The organism is Mongoliimonas terrestris (assembly GCF_001927285.1).
Lineage (GTDB): Bacteria > Pseudomonadota > Alphaproteobacteria > Rhizobiales > Pleomorphomonadaceae > Chthonobacter > Chthonobacter terrestris.
In genome coordinates this window covers 291,945-306,928 of record NZ_MSIG01000001.1, presented here as the reverse complement: position 1 = coordinate 306,928, position 14,984 = coordinate 291,945, and the positions used below count along the sequence as shown (strand labels likewise).

Genomic DNA, 14,984 nt, shown 5'->3' with positions numbered 1-14,984 from the left:
GGCGGAGCGCTTGTTCGGTCAACCCTGGTGCGCCGATCAGTTCGGGATCGGAGCGGCCGCCTGGCTCGGCGGGAAGGCGCTGTTCGCCTGCAGGCCGCGCAACAGGTCGTAGGCGTAGTTCAGCTGCTTGTCGTCCTTCGGATCCGGCGGCACGTAGGCCTGCGAGCCGGACTCCTCCTTCTCGGCCCCGTCCTCGGCGTTGAGGTGGCCGCGAAGGCTCGCTTCGCCCTTGGTCTCGGTGACCTGGTCCTTCAGCTCCTCCGGCAGCTCCTGCAGCACCTCGATGTCCGGGGTGATGCCCTTGGCCTGGATGGAGGTGCCCGACGGCGTGTAGTAGCGCGCCGTCGTCAGACGGATCGCCCCGTTGGCGCCGAGCGGGATGATGGTCTGGACGGAGCCCTTGCCGAACGACCGGGTGCCCACGATGGTGGCGCGGCGGTGGTCCTGCAGGGCGCCGCCGACGATCTCGGACGCGGACGCCGAACCGCCGTTGACGAGGACGATGATCGGCTTGCCGCCGGTCAGGTCGCCGCTGCGGGCTGAGTAGCGCCGGGTCTCGTTCTCATGCCGGCCGCGGGTGGAGACGATCTCCCCCTTGTCCAGGAAGGCGTCGGAGACCGCGATCGCCTGGTCGAGAAGGCCGCCGGGGTTGTTGCGCAGGTCGATGACGAAGCCCTTCAGCGTGTCGTCGCCCACGTCCTTGCGGATCTTGTCGACGGCCGTCTTCAGGCCCTCGAAGGTCTGCTCGGTGAACTGGGTCACGCGCACATAGCCCACGTCGCCCTCGACGCGCGAGCGCACCGACTGGATGCGGATCACGTCGCGCACGACCTTGATCTCGATCTGCTTGTCGGATCCGGCCCGCTGGATCTGCAGGGTGATCGGCGTGTTCACCGGGCCGCGCATCTTCTCCACGGCCTGCTGCAGGGTCATGCCCTGCACCTGTTCGCCGTCGAGCCCGACGATGAGGTCGCCGGCCATGACGCCCGCGCGGGCGGCCGGGGTCTCGTCGATCGGCGTGACCACCTTGACCGCGCCCTCCTCCATGGTGACCTCGATGCCGAGCCCGCCGAACTCGCCGCGGGTCTGCACCTGCATGTCCTGGAAGGACTTCGGGCTCATGTAGCTCGAATGCGGGTCGAGGGAAGTGAGCATGCCGTTGATGGCAGACTCCACCAGCGCCGCCTCGTCCGGTTCCTCCACGTAGTCGGCGCGGATGCGCTCGAACACGTCGCCGAAGAGATTGAGCTGGCGATAGGTGTCGGCACTGGCCGCGATCGCGGTTCCCAGACCCGGCAGCTGGCCGGTTCCTGTGACGACGGTGACGGCGGCGCCAAGGCAGGCGCCGGCCGCGAGAAGCGAGAGTTTCCTGATCATCCGCGAACCTTCCGATCCTGCGACGCGACCCACCATGGAGTCGGGTCGATCGAAGCGCCATCCTTGCGAAACTCGATATAGAGCACAGGCTGTGAAAGGCTCACATCCGGTACCGTTGCACTCGCAAGCCGCTGGCTGCCCATCACCCCGACGGGTTCACCGGTCAAAACGAACTGACCGAGTTCCACGTCGATCCTTTCCATGCCAGCAAGTACCACATGATATCCGCCGCCGGCGTTAAGGATCAAGAGTTGGCCGTAACTGCGGAACGATCCCACATAGACGACCCATCCATCCGCCGGGGCGGTGACCCGTGCCCCTGCCCGCGTGGCGACGGAGAGGCCGGCGGCTGTCCCGCCGAGCCCGTTGTCCGCGCCGAAATCCTGGACGGTGACGCCGCGGACCGGCAGCATCAGCCGGCCTTTGGCGTCCTGGAAGGCGATCGCCGGCTGCAGCCGGCCGGTGTCGCTCGGCGCCGGGCGCTCCCGCCGCGCCGCCTCCGCCGCCTGGCGGGCCGCCTCCCGGACGGAGGTGAGATCCCGCTCCATGCTGCCGATCAACTCTTCGAGAGACTTTGCCTTTTCGGCGAGCGCCTCGGCCTTGGCGGCCTCCGCCACCAGCGCGGCCGCCCGTTCGGCGCGCTGGGACCGCTTTTCGGCGAGAAGCAGTTCCAGCCGCTTCTGCGCCTCCACGAAGCGGCCGGCGTCCTGGCGCAGGCGGTCGCGCTCGTCCTCGGCGCGGCGCTTCACGTCCACCAGCGTGGCGAGATCCGCCGCGAGGGCCTCCGCCTCCACCCGCACCTCCGGCAGGACGGCCCCGAGCAGGATGGCCGACCGGACCGCGCCCACCGCGTCCTCTGGCTTCACCACCAGCGCCGGCGGCGGCCGGCGGCCGATCCGCTGGGCGGCGGCGAGCACGTCGGCGAGGATCGCCTTGCGTCCGTCGAGGCTGGTGCGCACCAGCGCGGCCTGATCCGCCAAGCCCGACAGCCGGCCCTCGGCGGCCGAGACGGCGCTCTCCAGGTCCTGCACCCGCGCGGCCGTCTCCATCAGGTCGCGGTCGAGAGCGGCGCTGTCGTCCGCGATCCGGGCGATCTCCGCCGCGATCTCCGCCTGGCGGCCGGCGGTGAGGTCCAGGTCGCGCCGGATCGCCTCCAGTTCGGCGCCGCGCAGGGTCCGCTCCGCCTCGATCACGGCCGGATCCTTCGGGTCCGACGCCAGGGTGGCGGAGGGCACGGCGATCTCCGTGTCGCCGAGCCCGCCGGTGCCGCCTACGAGGCTCCCCGCCGCGCCCGGATCGGCATAGGGCAGGGGAGCGCCCGCGTTCCCCGAACCCGCCTCTCCGGCGCCCGCCTCCCTGGCGCCAGCCGGCTGCGCCTGCGCGCCCGCCGGGCCGGCGGTGCCGCCGAGAACGACGGCCAGCACGCACCCGATCGGCAGGAGGCAGGAGAAACGGTCGGACCGCATCGGCAGCAGGAGAACTCGGGCGGCGTGCCATGGGGCACGGGGAGGAGACGATCGGGCCGACACTAGTTCCAAGCCGAACCGGACGATACCCCTTCCGGGTCTCGTCAGGCCCGGTGATAGGGGTGCCCCGACAGGATGGTGAGCGCTCTATAGATCTGCTCCGCGGCGAGAATGCGGACGATCTGGTGCGGAACTGTGAGGCGGCCGAAGGCGATCCGGTGGTCGGCCCGGGCGAGCGCCGCCGGTCCGTGCCCGTCCGCCCCGCCGATCAGGAAGACCGCCGCCGGCACCGCCCGTCCGCGGGCGCCGTCGAGGAGGGCGGCGAAGCGCCCGCTGTCGATCGCCTCCCCGCGTTCGTCGAAGGCGAGAACCAGCGCGCCGTCCGGCAGGTCGGCGAGGAGGGCCGCCGCCTCCTCGTCCTTGCGGGCGTCGGCGCGCGCGGCGCGGCTTTCCGCGACCTCCCGGACGGTGACGGCCGAGACGCCGAGGGCGCGGCCGCTCTTGCCCGCCCGGTCCAGATAGCGGTCCGCGAGGTCGCGCTCCGGCCCGGCCTTCAGCCGGCCGACCGCATGGATGGCGATGCGCATGAGCCTCGGGTCACCTTTCGTCGGCGGCCATCACCGATGGTCGCCGCCCATTGCCGAACCGCGCGCCGAACCGCGCGCGTCACACCGCACGCGTCACACCGCACGCGCCGGACCGAGGCCGCCCGGGGGGCGGTCCGGCACCGGTTCGGGCCGATCCTCAGCCGTGGATGCGCACCGGGGTCGCGTCCGCCGCCCACATCTTTTCCAGATTGTAGAACTGGCGGACCTCCGGGCGGAACACGTGGACGATCACGTCGCCGGTGTCGATCAGCACCCAGTCGCAGGCCGTCATGCCTTCCACCGAGGCCGTGCCGAAGCCGGCGTCCTTGATGTCCTTGAGGAGATGGTCGGCGATGGCGCCGACGTGCCGGTGCGATCGACCGGAGCAGACCACCATGTGGTCCGCGATGGGCGACTTGCCGACGATGTCGATCGCCACCAGTTCTTCCGCCTTGGCGTTCTCGAGACTGGCCAGAACCGTTTCGAGAAGACCGGCCGGGGTTCCGTCGGTCGGCGCTGCCGCCGGAGAGGCGGTCAACGCCGGAGCCTGAGGCGCGCGGAGCCCCGCGCCCTCGGAAGAGAGTGTCATGCTCAGGGGGTGTACCTTTCGATCGTGTCGAACCAAGTCGAACGACGGTGTGTCATGGACCTAGCCACAGGTGGCACATCGCCACATGGCACGGTCGGAATCCGGTGAAGTCCCGGACCCGTGCCGCGACCCTTGTGCGATCCCGATCGCACAAGCCATAGAATAGGGGTTGAACCAAGAAAATTTCAAGACAGGGCTCCACGCGCACCCGTCGCAAGGCCGTCGGCGGGCGCCGGGGCATCCTTGCCCGCCGCGCCGGCTGGCCGGCTGGTGGACGTGCGGGCGCGGGCGCGCCGGAGCAAGGTGGAGGAGAGCGGCACCCGGTGCCCGGTCAGGAACACCCAGGCCGGCGGGCTCGATCCGGCGAGCGCGGAGGCCCGCCGCTCCGGCAGGCGGGCGCCCGCGAAGGCCTTGGCCGCCGGCGACGAAAGGGCCTTCAGTGTGGTGCCGGGCCGGTCCACCACGGCGATCGGCATCAGCGCGGCGATGCGGCGCCAGCCGCCCCAGCGGTGGAAAGTGGCCCAGTTGTCCGCCCCGATGAGCAGCACGAAGCGGAGATCCGGCCGGATCCGCACCAGCTTTTCCACGAGGTCGACCGTGTAGCGGGTGCCGAGGCGCGCCTCCAGGTCGGTCACCGCCACCTGCGGATGGTCGGCGAGCCGGGCGGCCTCGGCCATGCGGGCGGTGATCGTCGGCAGCCGGCCGGTGTCCTTCAGCGGGTTGCCGGGCGTCACCAGCCACCAGATCCGGTCGAGCCCCAGGCGGCGGAGCGCGGTCAGGCTGGCGTGCCGGTGCCCGGCATGGGGCGGGTCGAACGAGCCGCCGAAGAGGCCGATCGCCATGCCCGGCACGGTCGCCGGCATGCGCGGACGGGCGGACATGCGTCCGCTCACGGGCGCAGCTGGCCCGTACCGCGCACCCGGTACTTGAAGCTCGTCAGCTGCTCCACGCCGACCGGCCCCCGGGCGTGCATCTTGCCGGTGGCGATCCCGATCTCGGCCCCCATGCCGAACTCGCCGCCGTCGGCGAACTGGGTTGAGGCGTTGTGCATCACGATGGCGCTGTCGATCCGGTTCATGAAGCGCTCGGCCGTCTCGGCATCGTCGGTCACGATCGATTCGGTGTGGTGCGAGCCATGGGTCTCGATGTGCTCGATCGCCGCGTCCACCCCGTCGACGAGCCGCACCGACAGGATGGCGTCCAGGTATTCGGTCGACCAGTCGGTCTCGGTGGCGGCCGTCGCGGCGGGCCAGAGCGCCCTGACCGCGTCGCTGCCGCGGATGGCGCATCCGGCGGCGGCGAGGGCGTCGAGGATGGGCACCAGGTGGGTCGAGGCGACCGCGCGGTCCACCAGCAGGGTCTCGGCCGAGCCGCAGATGCCGGTCCGCCGCATCTTGGCGTTGACCGCGATGGCGACCGCCATCTCAAGGTCCGCCGCCTTGTCCACGTAGAGATGGCAGATCCCCTCCAAGTGGGCGAACACCGGCACGCGCGCCTCCGCCTGCACCCGGGCGACGAGGCTCTTGCCGCCGCGCGGCACGATCACGTCGATCGCCCCGTCGAGCCCGGTCAGCATGGCGCCGACGGCGGCCCGGTCCTTTGTCGGCACGAGCTGGATGGCGTCCTCCGGCAGGCCGGCGGCCGCAAGGCCGTCCTGCATGGCGGTGAGGAGCGCCGTGGACGAGGCGAAACTGTCCGACCCGCAGCGCAGAATCGCCGCGTTGCCGGCCATCAGCGCCAGCGCCCCAGCGTCAGCCGTCACGTTCGGCCGGCTCTCGAAGATGATGCCGATCACACCGAGCGGCGTCGCCACTCGCTCGATGGCAAGGCCGTTCGGCCGCGTCCAGGCGGCGAGCACCCGGCCGACCGGATTCGGCAGGCCGGCGATCGCCTCCAGGGCGTCGGCGATGGCGCCGACGCGCGCCTCGTTGAGCGTGCCGCGGTCCAGGAAGGCGGCCGTCTGGCCGTTGGCCTTCATGGCTGCCACGTCGATGGCGTTGGCGGCAAGAATCTCGGCCACATGGCCGCGCACGGAGGCCGCCATGGCGGCAAGCGCGGCGCTCTTCTCCGCGCCCGTGGCGATCGCAAGCCGGCGGGCGGCCGCACGGGCGCGCCGGCCGATGTCGGCCATCAGGGCGGGGATGTCGGGATCGGCTGTGTGCAGCATGATGAAGTCACTCGGCCGCCCGGAGCGGCAATTCGGTTGTCGGCGTCGGGATCCGCGCGAGGCGGGACACTTCCACGGAAACGGCCCGGATGTCGAGCCCGCAGGATCCGGCCGGGCGGCAAGTCCGTATCCCTGCGCTTGGTACCGCACGCCCGGCGACGCCGGCCGGCATGGCCGTTCGTGCGGACCGCCTGTCGTTTCGTGCAGATCGGCTGGCGAGGCGGCCCCGACCATGCGGTGATCGGCCCTCCACGACCGAAGGAGACGTCGGATGAGCAGGATCCAACAGGGAATCGAGGGCATCAGGATGGCCGCCGGTCCCATCGGCCTTTCCACCGGCCAGGACACGGCGTCGTGGTTCTGGCGGATGACGGTCGCGGCGGTCGGCATGACCGTGCTGATCTTCGGCATGCTCGTCCTCGACGATCGGCGGATCGGCGCCGAGGCGATCTGGCTGAAGCCGTTCAAGTTCGCCGTGTCCTTCGCCCTTCTCTTCGCCACCTTGGCGCTCGTGACGGAGCGCCTGTCGCAGCCGGTCCGCACCGGCCTCGTCCTCCTTCTCGCCGCAGCCGGATCGGCCGCCGCCTTTGCCTTCGAGATGGCCTATATCGCCGCGCAGGCCGCCCGCCAGGAGGCGTCCCACTTCAACGGTTCGTCCGCCTTCCATGAGATGATGTACGGCCTGATGGGGCTCGGGGCGACGATTTTGATGGTGGCGATCGCCGTCGTGGGTATCGCCGGTTGGCTCGACCGGGGCGCGCGGTTTGCGCCGGGCCTTCGCCTCGGCCTCGGCCTCGGGTTCGGCCTCACCGTCGTGCTCACGAGCTGGGTCGCCGGCGAGCTGGCCGGCAACGACGGGCGCTACATCGGCGTGCCTACCGAGGGCGGGCCGCGCGTTCCCGTCCTCGGCCGGTCCATGGAGGTCGGCGATCTGAGGCCTGCCCACTTCCTGGCGCTCCACGCGATGCAGGTCCTGCCGGTCGCCGGCATCCTGGTCGACCGCTTCGCCCTGCCGGCCCGGACCACGTGGATCGTCGCCGTCCTTTACGCGATCCTCACCGTCCTCGTGTTTCTCCAGGCCCTCCAGGGCGTCCCCCTGATCAGCGCATGACCGGCATCGCGCCCGCAGGACCCGGCGGCGACACGCGCCCCGCGGACGGGACCCCGGAGCCGGCACGGATCGGCTGGGGCCTGCGCCTCGCGCTCCACTGCGCCGGCTTGACGCTGGCGCTGACCTGGATCGGCCCGAGCGCTTCCGACGGGCTCGGCACGCTGAACGCCATGGTGTTCTGGGCCGCCCATGTGGTCCCGGCGCTGGCGCTCTTGGCCTTCGTCCAGGTCCGGCTCGCGCGGGTGCGCCGGATCGGCGCGCTGCCGGGCCTCGCGCAGACCACGCTGACGGCGGTCGTCGGATCGCTCGTCTTCACGCCGCTGGCACTTCTGATCGACCGCCTGTTCGGGGCGGCCGGCTCCGTCGATCCGGTGGCCCTGCCCATCGTCGTGCGGGCCGGGGCGGAGTTCGCCGTGCTCGTCGTTCCCTTCGTCCTCGTTTGGGGGCTCATCAACGCGCCGAGCCTCATGACGGTCGCGGCAACCCGACCCACAGATGCCGACGACCGACCGGACGGGCTTGCCGCCTCCGACGACGTCGCCGCGTTCCGGGCCAGGATCCCGCGGCGGCTCGGGTGGGAGATCATCGCGCTCTCCGCCGAACTCCACTATCTCAGGGTCTACACGACGCGTGGAAACACGCTGATCCTCTTCCCTTTCGGCCGGGCGCTGGATCTCTTGTCCCACGCCAACGGCATCCAGGTGCACCGCTCGCACTGGATCTCGCTCGATCACGTGGACGCGGTCGTCACCCGCGACGGCCGGACGGTGTGCACAATGATCGACGGGCCGAACCTTCCGGTCAGCCGAAGCCGCCGATCCGCCCTGAGGCAGGCGATGAGACAGGCGACGAAGCCGTCAAGTAAGCCGGCGGACCCGGACGCGCTGGCCGCCGCCGAACGTGTCGGCGCGGCCCCCGATGGTGGCAAACCGGCGCCGATCAGCCCTCGCCCGTGAGCACCAGATCGTCGCGGTGGATCATCTCGCTGCGGCCGGGAACGCCGAGGATCTCCTCGATGGCCGAGGAGTTGCGGCCGCGGATCCGCTCGGCGTCAGCCGCGTCATAGGCGACGAGGCCGCGCGCGATCTCCAGCCCGGCGGCGTCCAGCACCCGGACGGCGTCGCCACGCTCGAACCGGCCGGTGATCCGCGTCACGCCGGCCGGCAGCAGGCTCTTGCCGGACCGGAGCGCCCGGACCGCGCCGTCGTCGACCGCGACCGTGCCGCGCGGCTCCAGGTGGCCGGCGATCCAGGCCTTGCGGGCCGTCACCGGATTGGCCTCGGCGAGGAAGAGCGTGTGCGGCCCGCCGCCGTCGACCGCCGACAGCGGCCCGTCGATCTTGCCCGAGGCGATGATCATGCGGGTGCCGGCCACGGTGGCGATCTTGCCGGCCTCGATCTTGGTCTTCATGCCGCCGCGGGAGAGCTCCGATCCGGCCGCTCCGGCCATCGCCTCGATCTCCGGGGTGATGCGGTCCACCACCGGCAGGTGCCGCGCCTCGGGGTCGAGGGCTGGGGGGGCGGTGTAGAGCCCGTCGATGTCGGAGAGGAGCACGAGGAGGTCGGCGCCCATCATGGCGGCCACCCGGGCGCCCAGCCGGTCGTTGTCGCCATAGCGGATCTCGGTGGTGGCCACCGTGTCGTTCTCGTTGATGACCGGCACCGCCTTCATCTTCAAGAGGGTGCCGATGGTGGCGCGGGCGTTGAGATAGCGCCGCCGCTCCTCCGTGTCGCCGAGGGTGAGGAGGACCTGCCCGGCGGTCAGCCCGCGCGCCGCCAGAACCTCGCTCCAGGCGCGCGCGAGCGCGATCTGGCCGACCGCGGCCGCCGCCTGGCTCTCCTCCAGCTTCAGCTTGCCCTTCGGCAGGCCGAGCACGCCGCGGCCCATGGCGATGGCGCCGGAGGAGACGAGCAGCACGTCCGCCCCGCCCGCGGCGAGCCGCGCCACGTCGTCGGCGATGCTCTCCATCCAGGCCCGCTTCAGGACGCCGGACCGGCCCTCCACCAGGAGGGCGGAGCCGATCTTCACCACCACCCGGCGATAGGGCGCGAGCGCGCCGCCCATCGGGGCGCTCGATCCGATGGCCCCGGCCGCGTCGGCGGGCCCGTCCACCCATGCCGTCTCCGCCACCGCCGTCCCCGTTGCCGTCGTCCCCGCTGCCGCCGTCATGGCTCCCAGGTCTCCGCCTTGCCGACCGGCGACATGTCGTCGACCGCGCGCCGGCCCTTGTCGACGGTACGCCAGATCACCCGGAGCGCGTCGTCCACCCCTTCGCCGCTGGCGGCGGAGAGGGTCATCGGCTCCCGGCCGATCGCCTTCTTCAGCGCCTTGATCCGGCCCTTGAGGAGATCCGGCGAAAGCGCGTCCACCTTGGAGAGGGCGACGATCTCCGGCTTCTCGTCGAGGCCGTTGCCGTAGGCCTCCAGCTCGCCGCGCACCACCCGATAGGCCTCCGCCACATCGTCGCCGGTGGCGTCGATCAGGTGGAGGAGCACGCCGCAGCGCTCCACGTGGCCGAGGAAGCGGTCGCCGAGGCCGGTGCCTTCGTGGGCACCCTCGATCAGGCCGGGGATGTCGGCGAGCACGAATTCGCGGTTGCCGACCCGCACGACCCCGAGGCCGGGGTGGAGCGTGGTGAACGGATAGTCCGCGATCTTCGGCTTGGCCGATGTGGTGCGGGCGAGGAAGGTGGACTTGCCGGCGTTCGGCAGCCCGACCAGCCCGGCGTCGGCGATCAGCTTCAGGCGCAGCCAGATCCAGCGCTCCTCGCCCGGCAGGCCCGGGTTGGCGCGGCGCGGCGCCTGGTTGCTCGACGTCTTGAAGTAGGCGTTGCCGAAGCCGCCGTTGCCGCCCTTGGCGAGCAGCAGGCGCTCGCCGACCTCGGTCAGGTCCGCGATCAGCGTCTCGCCGTCCTCCTCCAGGATCTCGGTGCCCTTCGGCACCTTCAGCGTCACGTCGCCGCCCTTGGCGCCGTGGCGGTTGCGGCCCATGCCGTGGACGCCGGTCTTGGCCTTGAAGTGCTGGGCGTAGCGATAGTCGATGAGGGTGTTGAGGCCGTCGACGCACTCCACCCACACGTCGCCGCCGCGGCCGCCGTCGCCGCCGTCCGGGCCGCCGAACTCGATGAATTTCTCGCGGCGGAAGGACACCGCGCCGGCACCGCCGTCGCCGGATCGCACGTAGACCTTCGCCTGGTCCAGGAATTTCATGTCTGTCGTCTCTGCCGGCCCCGTGGGCCGCTCTTCGTTCCAGGCGGCGATGCCGCGGGTTTCACATCCGGCCGTCGGGCCGCGGGTTTCAAGTCCGCGCCCGGCATCGCCGAACGCTTCAGGGCCCGACGGCGGCCCGGTAGGCCGCCCAGTCGAGCCGGGTGTCGATATGCTCCAGGTCGCGGCCGAGGGCCTGGCACTCCCGCCGGCTGCGGCCGACGGTCCGGAAGCCGAACCGGGCCTGGATGGCAAGCGAGGCCTCGTTGCCGACGAAGGCGCCGCTCGTGACCGTGCGGACCTGCAGCGTGCCGTGGATCCAGGCGAGCGCGGCCGCCACCGCCTCGGTCATCAGGCCCTGGCCCCAGTAGGGTTTGGCAAGCCAGTAGCCGAACTCCGGCGTACCGTCGAGCCCGTGCAGGGCCACCACCCCGACCGCCTCGGCATCGCCGCCGGCGGCCGGATCCGGCCGAAGGGCCGGCTCGGGCACCAAGGCCAGCGTCACGGCCGACCCGACGAGGGACGCGTGGCGCACGTGGTCGGTGAACGCCAGGGCGTCGGCCAGCCGATAGGGATGCGGCACCCGGGCCAGCCAGCGCGTGACCTCCAGGTCCGACAGGTGGCGCGCGAACACGGCCGCATCGTCGCGCATGACGGGTCGCAGCGCGAGCCGCGGCGTCCGGAGGGTGGGCTGAAGGGCGCCGCGCCGGCGCAGGTTGAACCCGCTCAGGCTCCCGATGTCCATGCCTGCCGTCCTCCCGCCGGCGGGCGGCCTGCGCCAGGGCAGGCGCCGGCCGCTTCTTTCCTTCATCATGACGCCAAAAACCTTTCGGGCGAAAGCCAAAACGCGCGTCCGATACGTCGCTCCCGCCGATCTTCCGTCAGACGGCCGCCAGCCGGAGCGGTTCCCAGCGCCTCAGGCTGTCCCAGGTGCGCCGGTCCAGCTGGAACCGGTCCACCGGCACCACCGCCTGGAAGAAGGTGGAGTGGCCGAGCTCCTGGGCCACCATCTGGAAGCCGCATTTCTCGATCACCCGGCGGGAGGCGTTGTTGGTCACCCGGCAGGACACCGACAGCCGCGCGTGCCCCTGGTGCAGGAAGGCATAGTCGATCACCGCGTGGGCCGCCTCGGTGGCAAAGCCCCGGTCCCACCAGGCCTCGCCAATCCAGTAGCCGAGCGTCGGCAGCCGCGCGCCCCGCCGGTGGTCCAGGCTGATGGCGCCCACCGGCGTGTGCCGGCCGTCGGCGCGCTTCAGGCAGATCAGGTGCTTCTGCTCGCCGTCCTCCGTCGCGTCGCCCGCCCAGGCGATGGCGTCGTCGGTCCGGTAGGGGTGCGGCAGGCTGGTCAGGTTCTGGGCGATATGCGGGTTGTCGGCGATCTCGGCGATCGCCGGCGCGTCGATCGCCGTCGGGGCCCGGAGGACCAGCCGGCGGGTCTCGATCACGAGGCCATGGAAGGGGCGGACGAGCGCCCGTTCGCCGGCCTCGCCGACTATGCTCTCTCGGTCGTCACGTCCGCTGTCGTCGGGTCTGGACATGGTCTGGTCCTTCGTGTCGAAAGATGCAGAAAGGGGAGGTGGCGGCCCACCTCCCCTCGCGGAGCTCTCGACACATTCGGAGCGTTCCGCCGGGTCCGTGGGACGCCGGCAGGCCGCTGTAGACCATCCGGCTTACTCTGCGGCTGCCGTCATCGGGAGAACGGACACGTACACGCGGCCGTTCGACTTGGTGGCGAAGGACACCTTGCCTTCGGTAAGCGCGAAGATCGTGTGATCGACGCCGAGGCCGACATTCTGGCCCGGATGCCACTTCGTGCCGCGTTGGCGCAAAATGATGTTGCCCGGTACGACGGCTTCGCCGCCAAACTTCTTCACGCCGAGGCGTCGGCCGGCCGAGTCGCGGCCGTTGCGGGACGAGCCGCCAGCTTTCTTGTGAGCCATGGGTCACTCCTTCAGTCTGTTTGCGCCCGCCGTGCGGAGCCGTCTCGGCTCGGGAACGCGGGGGGGGCGCGTTGGGATCCGGTGTGGGTCGGACGCGGCCGCTGACGGCCGCACCCGGTTGCGAAGCGAAATCAGGCGGCGGTGATGCCGGTGATCCGGACCACCGTCAGCAGCTGACGATGGCCGCGCTTGCGCTTGGAATTCTGCCGGCGACGCTTCTTGAACGAGATCACCTTCGGGCCGCGGGTCTGCTCGACCACCTCGGCGGTCACGCTGGCGCCGGCCACGACGGGCGCGCCCACATTGACCCCGGCCTCGCCCGACACCATCAGCACCTCGCCGAAGGTGATCGTGGAGCCGGCCTCGGCCTCCAGCTTCTCGATCTTCAGAACGTCGTTCTCGGCGACCTTGTACTGCTTGCCGCCGGTCTTGATCACTGCGAACATGGTCGAACCAGTCCTTCTTCATTGGTTTATTGGCCGGGTCAGGGCCCGGCTTTCGGTCATCCCCGTGGGTATCGACGCGCCCTGTGGCGCCGCACCGCCGTCAAACGGAGGCGCGGACTTGGCAGGAGGGGCAAAAGGCGGATCTTGTTGGCGATCTGCTCAGACCGGCGGTGAACCGCCGGGCGCCCGCTTCCCGTTCAACGCCGTCCCGAATGCGGGGGCCGCGCTGGCGGGGAAGATCTCCGAGAGCCTCGGACTGCGAGGACAAGGCCGTGTTCGGGCCTTTTCCCACGAGGGCAGGGTTGTACACGCACGATCGGCGCCAAGTCAACGCGCCACACGGACGTCCCGCCCCGTCCCGGCGGCCCCTGTGGCGGAAAAGCGACTCCGGCCCTGTCTCGACGCGTCGCTGCACCGTCCGTTCACCTAAATAACGGCGATTGCGGACGAGGGGCCTTGTCTGGGGTCGGCAAGAGTGGTCATAACATGCAAGACCCGCCATGATAGGACCGGCCGTACCGGTCACGATGGCTTCTCCGGGCTCTCCCGGGCGGGCTGGGAAGGAACGTGCGTCGTGACGCAATTGTTCGTCATTCCGATGACAATGGTCGTCGTCACCGCCCGCCTGACGCTCGGGTTGATGTTCCTTGCCGTGGTCTTGCCCTTCGTCTTTGCGGCCTTTCTCCTGCACGCGGTGAAGGCCTCGGCCCGCGGGGTCGAAAGCGGGCGCAAGATCGTGGACGTGCCGATCGCCCGTCCCGTCAACACCTCCGACACGGTCCACTGAGCGGCTCGCCGCCTGCCCGACGGCGGGTTGATGGATCCCCGCCGTCCGGCGCGTGACCGCCCGTCACCGTGGCTCGCCGCCGCCGATCGGCTGACGCCCCCGCCGGGAGGCGCGCCTTCCGCGGCGCGTCCGCGCCGACTTTTCCCGACGTCAGAGACCCAGGCCCGATGGAACGGAGCCGCCGGTGGCGTGTTTGGCTGAGGTCCAGGCCGTCCGGCGCGATCGCCCGCGGCACGCCGGCGCCGCCCGGCCGCCCTTGCCGCGCGGCCCACATTTTTTCGGGATTTTGTCATGTCCGCAGGTGCTCCCTTCGCGGTGGCGGCCGTCGCCATCCTTCTCCTCGGCCCCGGCGCCGCGTTCGCAGAAACGTCCGCCGCGCCCACCACGCAAGGGGCGCCCGGCCAGCCGGCCGCCGCCGGCACGGCGCCGAGCGAACCGTGCCGCGTGGTGAGCCCCGCCACCGGGGCGACCGCAGGCGAACGGCCGGATCTCGGCGCGACCGCGCAGGACCATCTCGCCGACTCCCCGGTCGCCAACCCGTCTCCCGACCTCGCCGGCGGCACCGTCGCCGCGCCAGGCGCCGGGGCCGGCGTCGCGGCCGAGACGCTCGACGACACCGCGAGCTCCTCCGCCTGGCAGTCCGCCGACGGGTCCACCGCAGCCGCCGGGGCGGACGGCGACTGCGCCCTCATCCTGCCCCGCTGACCCTTTCCTGAACCGGCCGGCGCCGCCGCCGCCGGCCGGATCCGTCCCGCCAGCCCGACACGCCCTGACGAAGGACCGCACACGATGAAGTTCGACCTCAAGATCAACGGAACGGCGCGCCAGGTGGACGTTCCGGAGGACATGCCGCTCCTCTGGGTGCTCCGCGACGTGGTCGGCCTGACCGGCACCAAGTTCGGCTGCGGCATCGCCCAGTGCGGCGCCTGCACGGTCCATCTCGACGGGGAGGCGATCCGGTCGTGCGTCACCCCGATCGGCACCGTGGGGAGCGCGGAGATCACCACCATCGAGGCGGTCGGCGGCAGCCCGGAAGGGGAGAAGATCCAGAACGCCTGGCTCGACCTCGAAGTCGTCCAGTGCGGCTACTGCCAGTCCGGCCAGATCATGCAGGCGACGGCCCTCCTCCGGGCGACGCCGAAGCCGACCGACGCGGACATCGACGACGCCATGGCGGGCAACATCTGCCGCTGCGGCACCTACCCGCGCATCCGCGCCGCCATCAAGTCCGCCGCCGAAGCGTGACACCCGGCAAGCCCGCACGGGCGCCGGCCGGTCCGGCCGACGCGCCCCTGAAGGTCGGCCGCA

The 14,984-nt window shown here is 71.4% G+C and carries 17 protein-coding genes; 5 read left to right on the top strand and 12 right to left on the bottom strand.

The features are described from left to right. Positions 1 to 36: 36 nt before the first annotated feature. The 6 genes from BUQ68_RS01260 to BUQ68_RS01235 all read right to left on the bottom strand — a co-directional run bounded on the left by BUQ68_RS01260 (position 37) and on the right by BUQ68_RS01235 (position 6,186). Positions 37 to 1,377: a S41 family peptidase gene (locus BUQ68_RS01260; RefSeq protein WP_175577705.1), complete on the bottom strand. Its 1,341-nt coding sequence runs from the start codon at positions 1,375 to 1,377 to the stop codon at positions 37 to 39. Beyond that, positions 1,374 to 2,843 (bottom strand): murein hydrolase activator EnvC family protein, encoded by a 1,470-nt coding sequence (locus BUQ68_RS01255; protein ID WP_083656073.1) that lies wholly within the window; start codon positions 2,841 to 2,843, stop codon positions 1,374 to 1,376. Before BUQ68_RS01255 ends, BUQ68_RS01260 begins: the two co-directional genes overlap by 4 nt. Positions 2,844 to 2,947: 104 nt before the next feature. Next, positions 2,948 to 3,430, bottom strand: coding sequence for a 23S rRNA (pseudouridine(1915)-N(3))-methyltransferase RlmH (gene rlmH, locus BUQ68_RS01250; RefSeq protein ID WP_075214114.1), 483 nt, complete (start codon positions 3,428 to 3,430; stop codon positions 2,948 to 2,950). 157 nt (positions 3,431 to 3,587) lie between these two features. Then, a complete protein-coding gene (gene rsfS, locus BUQ68_RS01245; RefSeq protein ID WP_075214113.1) occupies positions 3,588 to 4,019 on the bottom strand; it encodes a ribosome silencing factor in 432 nt (143 codons plus the stop codon). Between the two features lie 185 nt (positions 4,020 to 4,204). Beyond that, complete coding sequence (locus BUQ68_RS01240) at positions 4,205 to 4,900, bottom strand: nicotinate-nucleotide adenylyltransferase (protein WP_083656071.1); 696 nt, start codon at positions 4,898 to 4,900, stop codon at positions 4,205 to 4,207. 8 nt (positions 4,901 to 4,908) lie between these two features. Next, on the bottom strand, positions 4,909 to 6,186 hold the full coding sequence (locus tag BUQ68_RS01235) for a glutamate-5-semialdehyde dehydrogenase (protein ID WP_075214112.1): 1,278 nt from the start codon (positions 6,184 to 6,186) through the stop codon (positions 4,909 to 4,911). A gap of 271 nt (positions 6,187 to 6,457) precedes the next feature. On the opposite strand from BUQ68_RS01235, the gene BUQ68_RS01230 reads away from it, so the two are divergent. Both BUQ68_RS01230 and BUQ68_RS01225 read left to right on the top strand, forming a co-directional pair. Then, positions 6,458 to 7,297, top strand: coding sequence for a hypothetical protein (locus BUQ68_RS01230; protein WP_139315119.1), 840 nt, complete (start codon positions 6,458 to 6,460; stop codon positions 7,295 to 7,297). Further along, a complete protein-coding gene (locus BUQ68_RS01225) occupies positions 7,294 to 8,253 on the top strand; it encodes a LytTR family DNA-binding domain-containing protein (protein ID WP_075214110.1) in 960 nt (319 codons plus the stop codon). The genes BUQ68_RS01230 and BUQ68_RS01225 overlap by 4 nt, the downstream gene beginning before the upstream one ends. Here BUQ68_RS01225 and proB read toward each other — a convergent pair. The 6 genes from proB to rplU form a co-directional block, all read right to left on the bottom strand. Next, positions 8,237 to 9,361, bottom strand: a complete 1,125-nt coding sequence (gene proB / locus BUQ68_RS01220) for a glutamate 5-kinase (protein ID WP_075214109.1) — start codon at positions 9,359 to 9,361, stop codon at positions 8,237 to 8,239. The genes BUQ68_RS01225 and proB overlap by 17 nt on opposite strands. 101 nt (positions 9,362 to 9,462) lie before the next feature. Beyond that, positions 9,463 to 10,506: a GTPase ObgE gene (gene obgE, locus BUQ68_RS01215; protein ID WP_075214108.1), complete on the bottom strand. Its 1,044-nt coding sequence runs from the start codon at positions 10,504 to 10,506 to the stop codon at positions 9,463 to 9,465. Between the two features lie 118 nt (positions 10,507 to 10,624). Further along, a complete protein-coding gene (locus BUQ68_RS01210; RefSeq protein WP_075214107.1) occupies positions 10,625 to 11,248 on the bottom strand; it encodes a GNAT family N-acetyltransferase in 624 nt (207 codons plus the stop codon). Positions 11,249 to 11,384: 136 nt separating this feature from the next. Further along, on the bottom strand, positions 11,385 to 12,041 hold the full coding sequence (locus tag BUQ68_RS01205) for a GNAT family N-acetyltransferase (protein ID WP_083656068.1): 657 nt from the start codon (positions 12,039 to 12,041) through the stop codon (positions 11,385 to 11,387). A gap of 132 nt (positions 12,042 to 12,173) precedes the next feature. Further along, positions 12,174 to 12,443, bottom strand: a complete 270-nt coding sequence (rpmA, locus tag BUQ68_RS01200) for a 50S ribosomal protein L27 (RefSeq protein ID WP_075214106.1) — start codon at positions 12,441 to 12,443, stop codon at positions 12,174 to 12,176. A gap of 131 nt (positions 12,444 to 12,574) precedes the next feature. Further along, a complete protein-coding gene (rplU, locus tag BUQ68_RS01195; RefSeq protein WP_075214105.1) occupies positions 12,575 to 12,889 on the bottom strand; it encodes a 50S ribosomal protein L21 in 315 nt (104 codons plus the stop codon). 574 nt (positions 12,890 to 13,463) lie between these two features. On the opposite strand from rplU, the gene BUQ68_RS01190 reads away from it, so the two are divergent. The 3 genes from BUQ68_RS01190 (at position 13,464) to BUQ68_RS01180 (ending at position 14,921) form a co-directional block, all read left to right on the top strand. Next, entirely contained in the window at positions 13,464 to 13,676 is a 213-nt protein-coding gene (locus BUQ68_RS01190; RefSeq protein ID WP_139315118.1) for a hypothetical protein, read from the top strand. 291 nt (positions 13,677 to 13,967) lie between these two features. Then, positions 13,968 to 14,381, top strand: coding sequence for a hypothetical protein (locus tag BUQ68_RS01185; RefSeq protein WP_075214103.1), 414 nt, complete (start codon positions 13,968 to 13,970; stop codon positions 14,379 to 14,381). Between the two features lie 84 nt (positions 14,382 to 14,465). Further along, entirely contained in the window at positions 14,466 to 14,921 is a 456-nt protein-coding gene (locus tag BUQ68_RS01180) for a (2Fe-2S)-binding protein (RefSeq protein ID WP_075214102.1), read from the top strand. The last annotated feature ends 63 nt before the right edge of the window (positions 14,922 to 14,984 follow it).

Bases quoted from the DNA above. Each gene is read 5' to 3' on its own strand.
- BUQ68_RS01260 (WP_175577705.1), bottom strand. From the start codon at position 1,377: ATGATCAGGAAACTCTCGCTTCTCGCGGCCGGCGCCTGCCTTGGCGCC.
- BUQ68_RS01255 (WP_083656073.1), bottom strand. From the start codon at position 2,843: ATGCGGTCCGACCGTTTCTCCTGCCTCCTGCCGATCGGGTGCGTGCTG.
- rlmH (WP_075214114.1), bottom strand. From the start codon at position 3,430: ATGCGCATCGCCATCCATGCGGTCGGCCGGCTGAAGGCCGGGCCGGAG.
- rsfS (WP_075214113.1), bottom strand. From the start codon at position 4,019: ATGACACTCTCTTCCGAGGGCGCGGGGCTCCGCGCGCCTCAGGCTCCG.
- BUQ68_RS01240 (WP_083656071.1), bottom strand. From the start codon at position 4,900: ATGTCCGCCCGTCCGCGCATGCCGGCGACCGTGCCGGGCATGGCGATC.
- BUQ68_RS01235 (WP_075214112.1), bottom strand. From the start codon at position 6,186: ATGCTGCACACAGCCGATCCCGACATCCCCGCCCTGATGGCCGACATC.
- BUQ68_RS01230 (WP_139315119.1), top strand. From the start codon at position 6,458: ATGAGCAGGATCCAACAGGGAATCGAGGGCATCAGGATGGCCGCCGGT.
- BUQ68_RS01225 (WP_075214110.1), top strand. From the start codon at position 7,294: ATGACCGGCATCGCGCCCGCAGGACCCGGCGGCGACACGCGCCCCGCG.
- proB (WP_075214109.1), bottom strand. From the start codon at position 9,361: ATGGGCGGCGCGCTCGCGCCCTATCGCCGGGTGGTGGTGAAGATCGGC.
- obgE (WP_075214108.1), bottom strand. From the start codon at position 10,506: ATGAAATTCCTGGACCAGGCGAAGGTCTACGTGCGATCCGGCGACGGC.
- BUQ68_RS01210 (WP_075214107.1), bottom strand. From the start codon at position 11,248: ATGGACATCGGGAGCCTGAGCGGGTTCAACCTGCGCCGGCGCGGCGCC.
- BUQ68_RS01205 (WP_083656068.1), bottom strand. From the start codon at position 12,041: ATGTCCAGACCCGACGACAGCGGACGTGACGACCGAGAGAGCATAGTC.
- rpmA (WP_075214106.1), bottom strand. From the start codon at position 12,443: ATGGCTCACAAGAAAGCTGGCGGCTCGTCCCGCAACGGCCGCGACTCG.
- rplU (WP_075214105.1), bottom strand. From the start codon at position 12,889: ATGTTCGCAGTGATCAAGACCGGCGGCAAGCAGTACAAGGTCGCCGAG.
- BUQ68_RS01185 (WP_075214103.1), top strand. From the start codon at position 13,968: ATGTCCGCAGGTGCTCCCTTCGCGGTGGCGGCCGTCGCCATCCTTCTC.
- BUQ68_RS01180 (WP_075214102.1), top strand. From the start codon at position 14,466: ATGAAGTTCGACCTCAAGATCAACGGAACGGCGCGCCAGGTGGACGTT.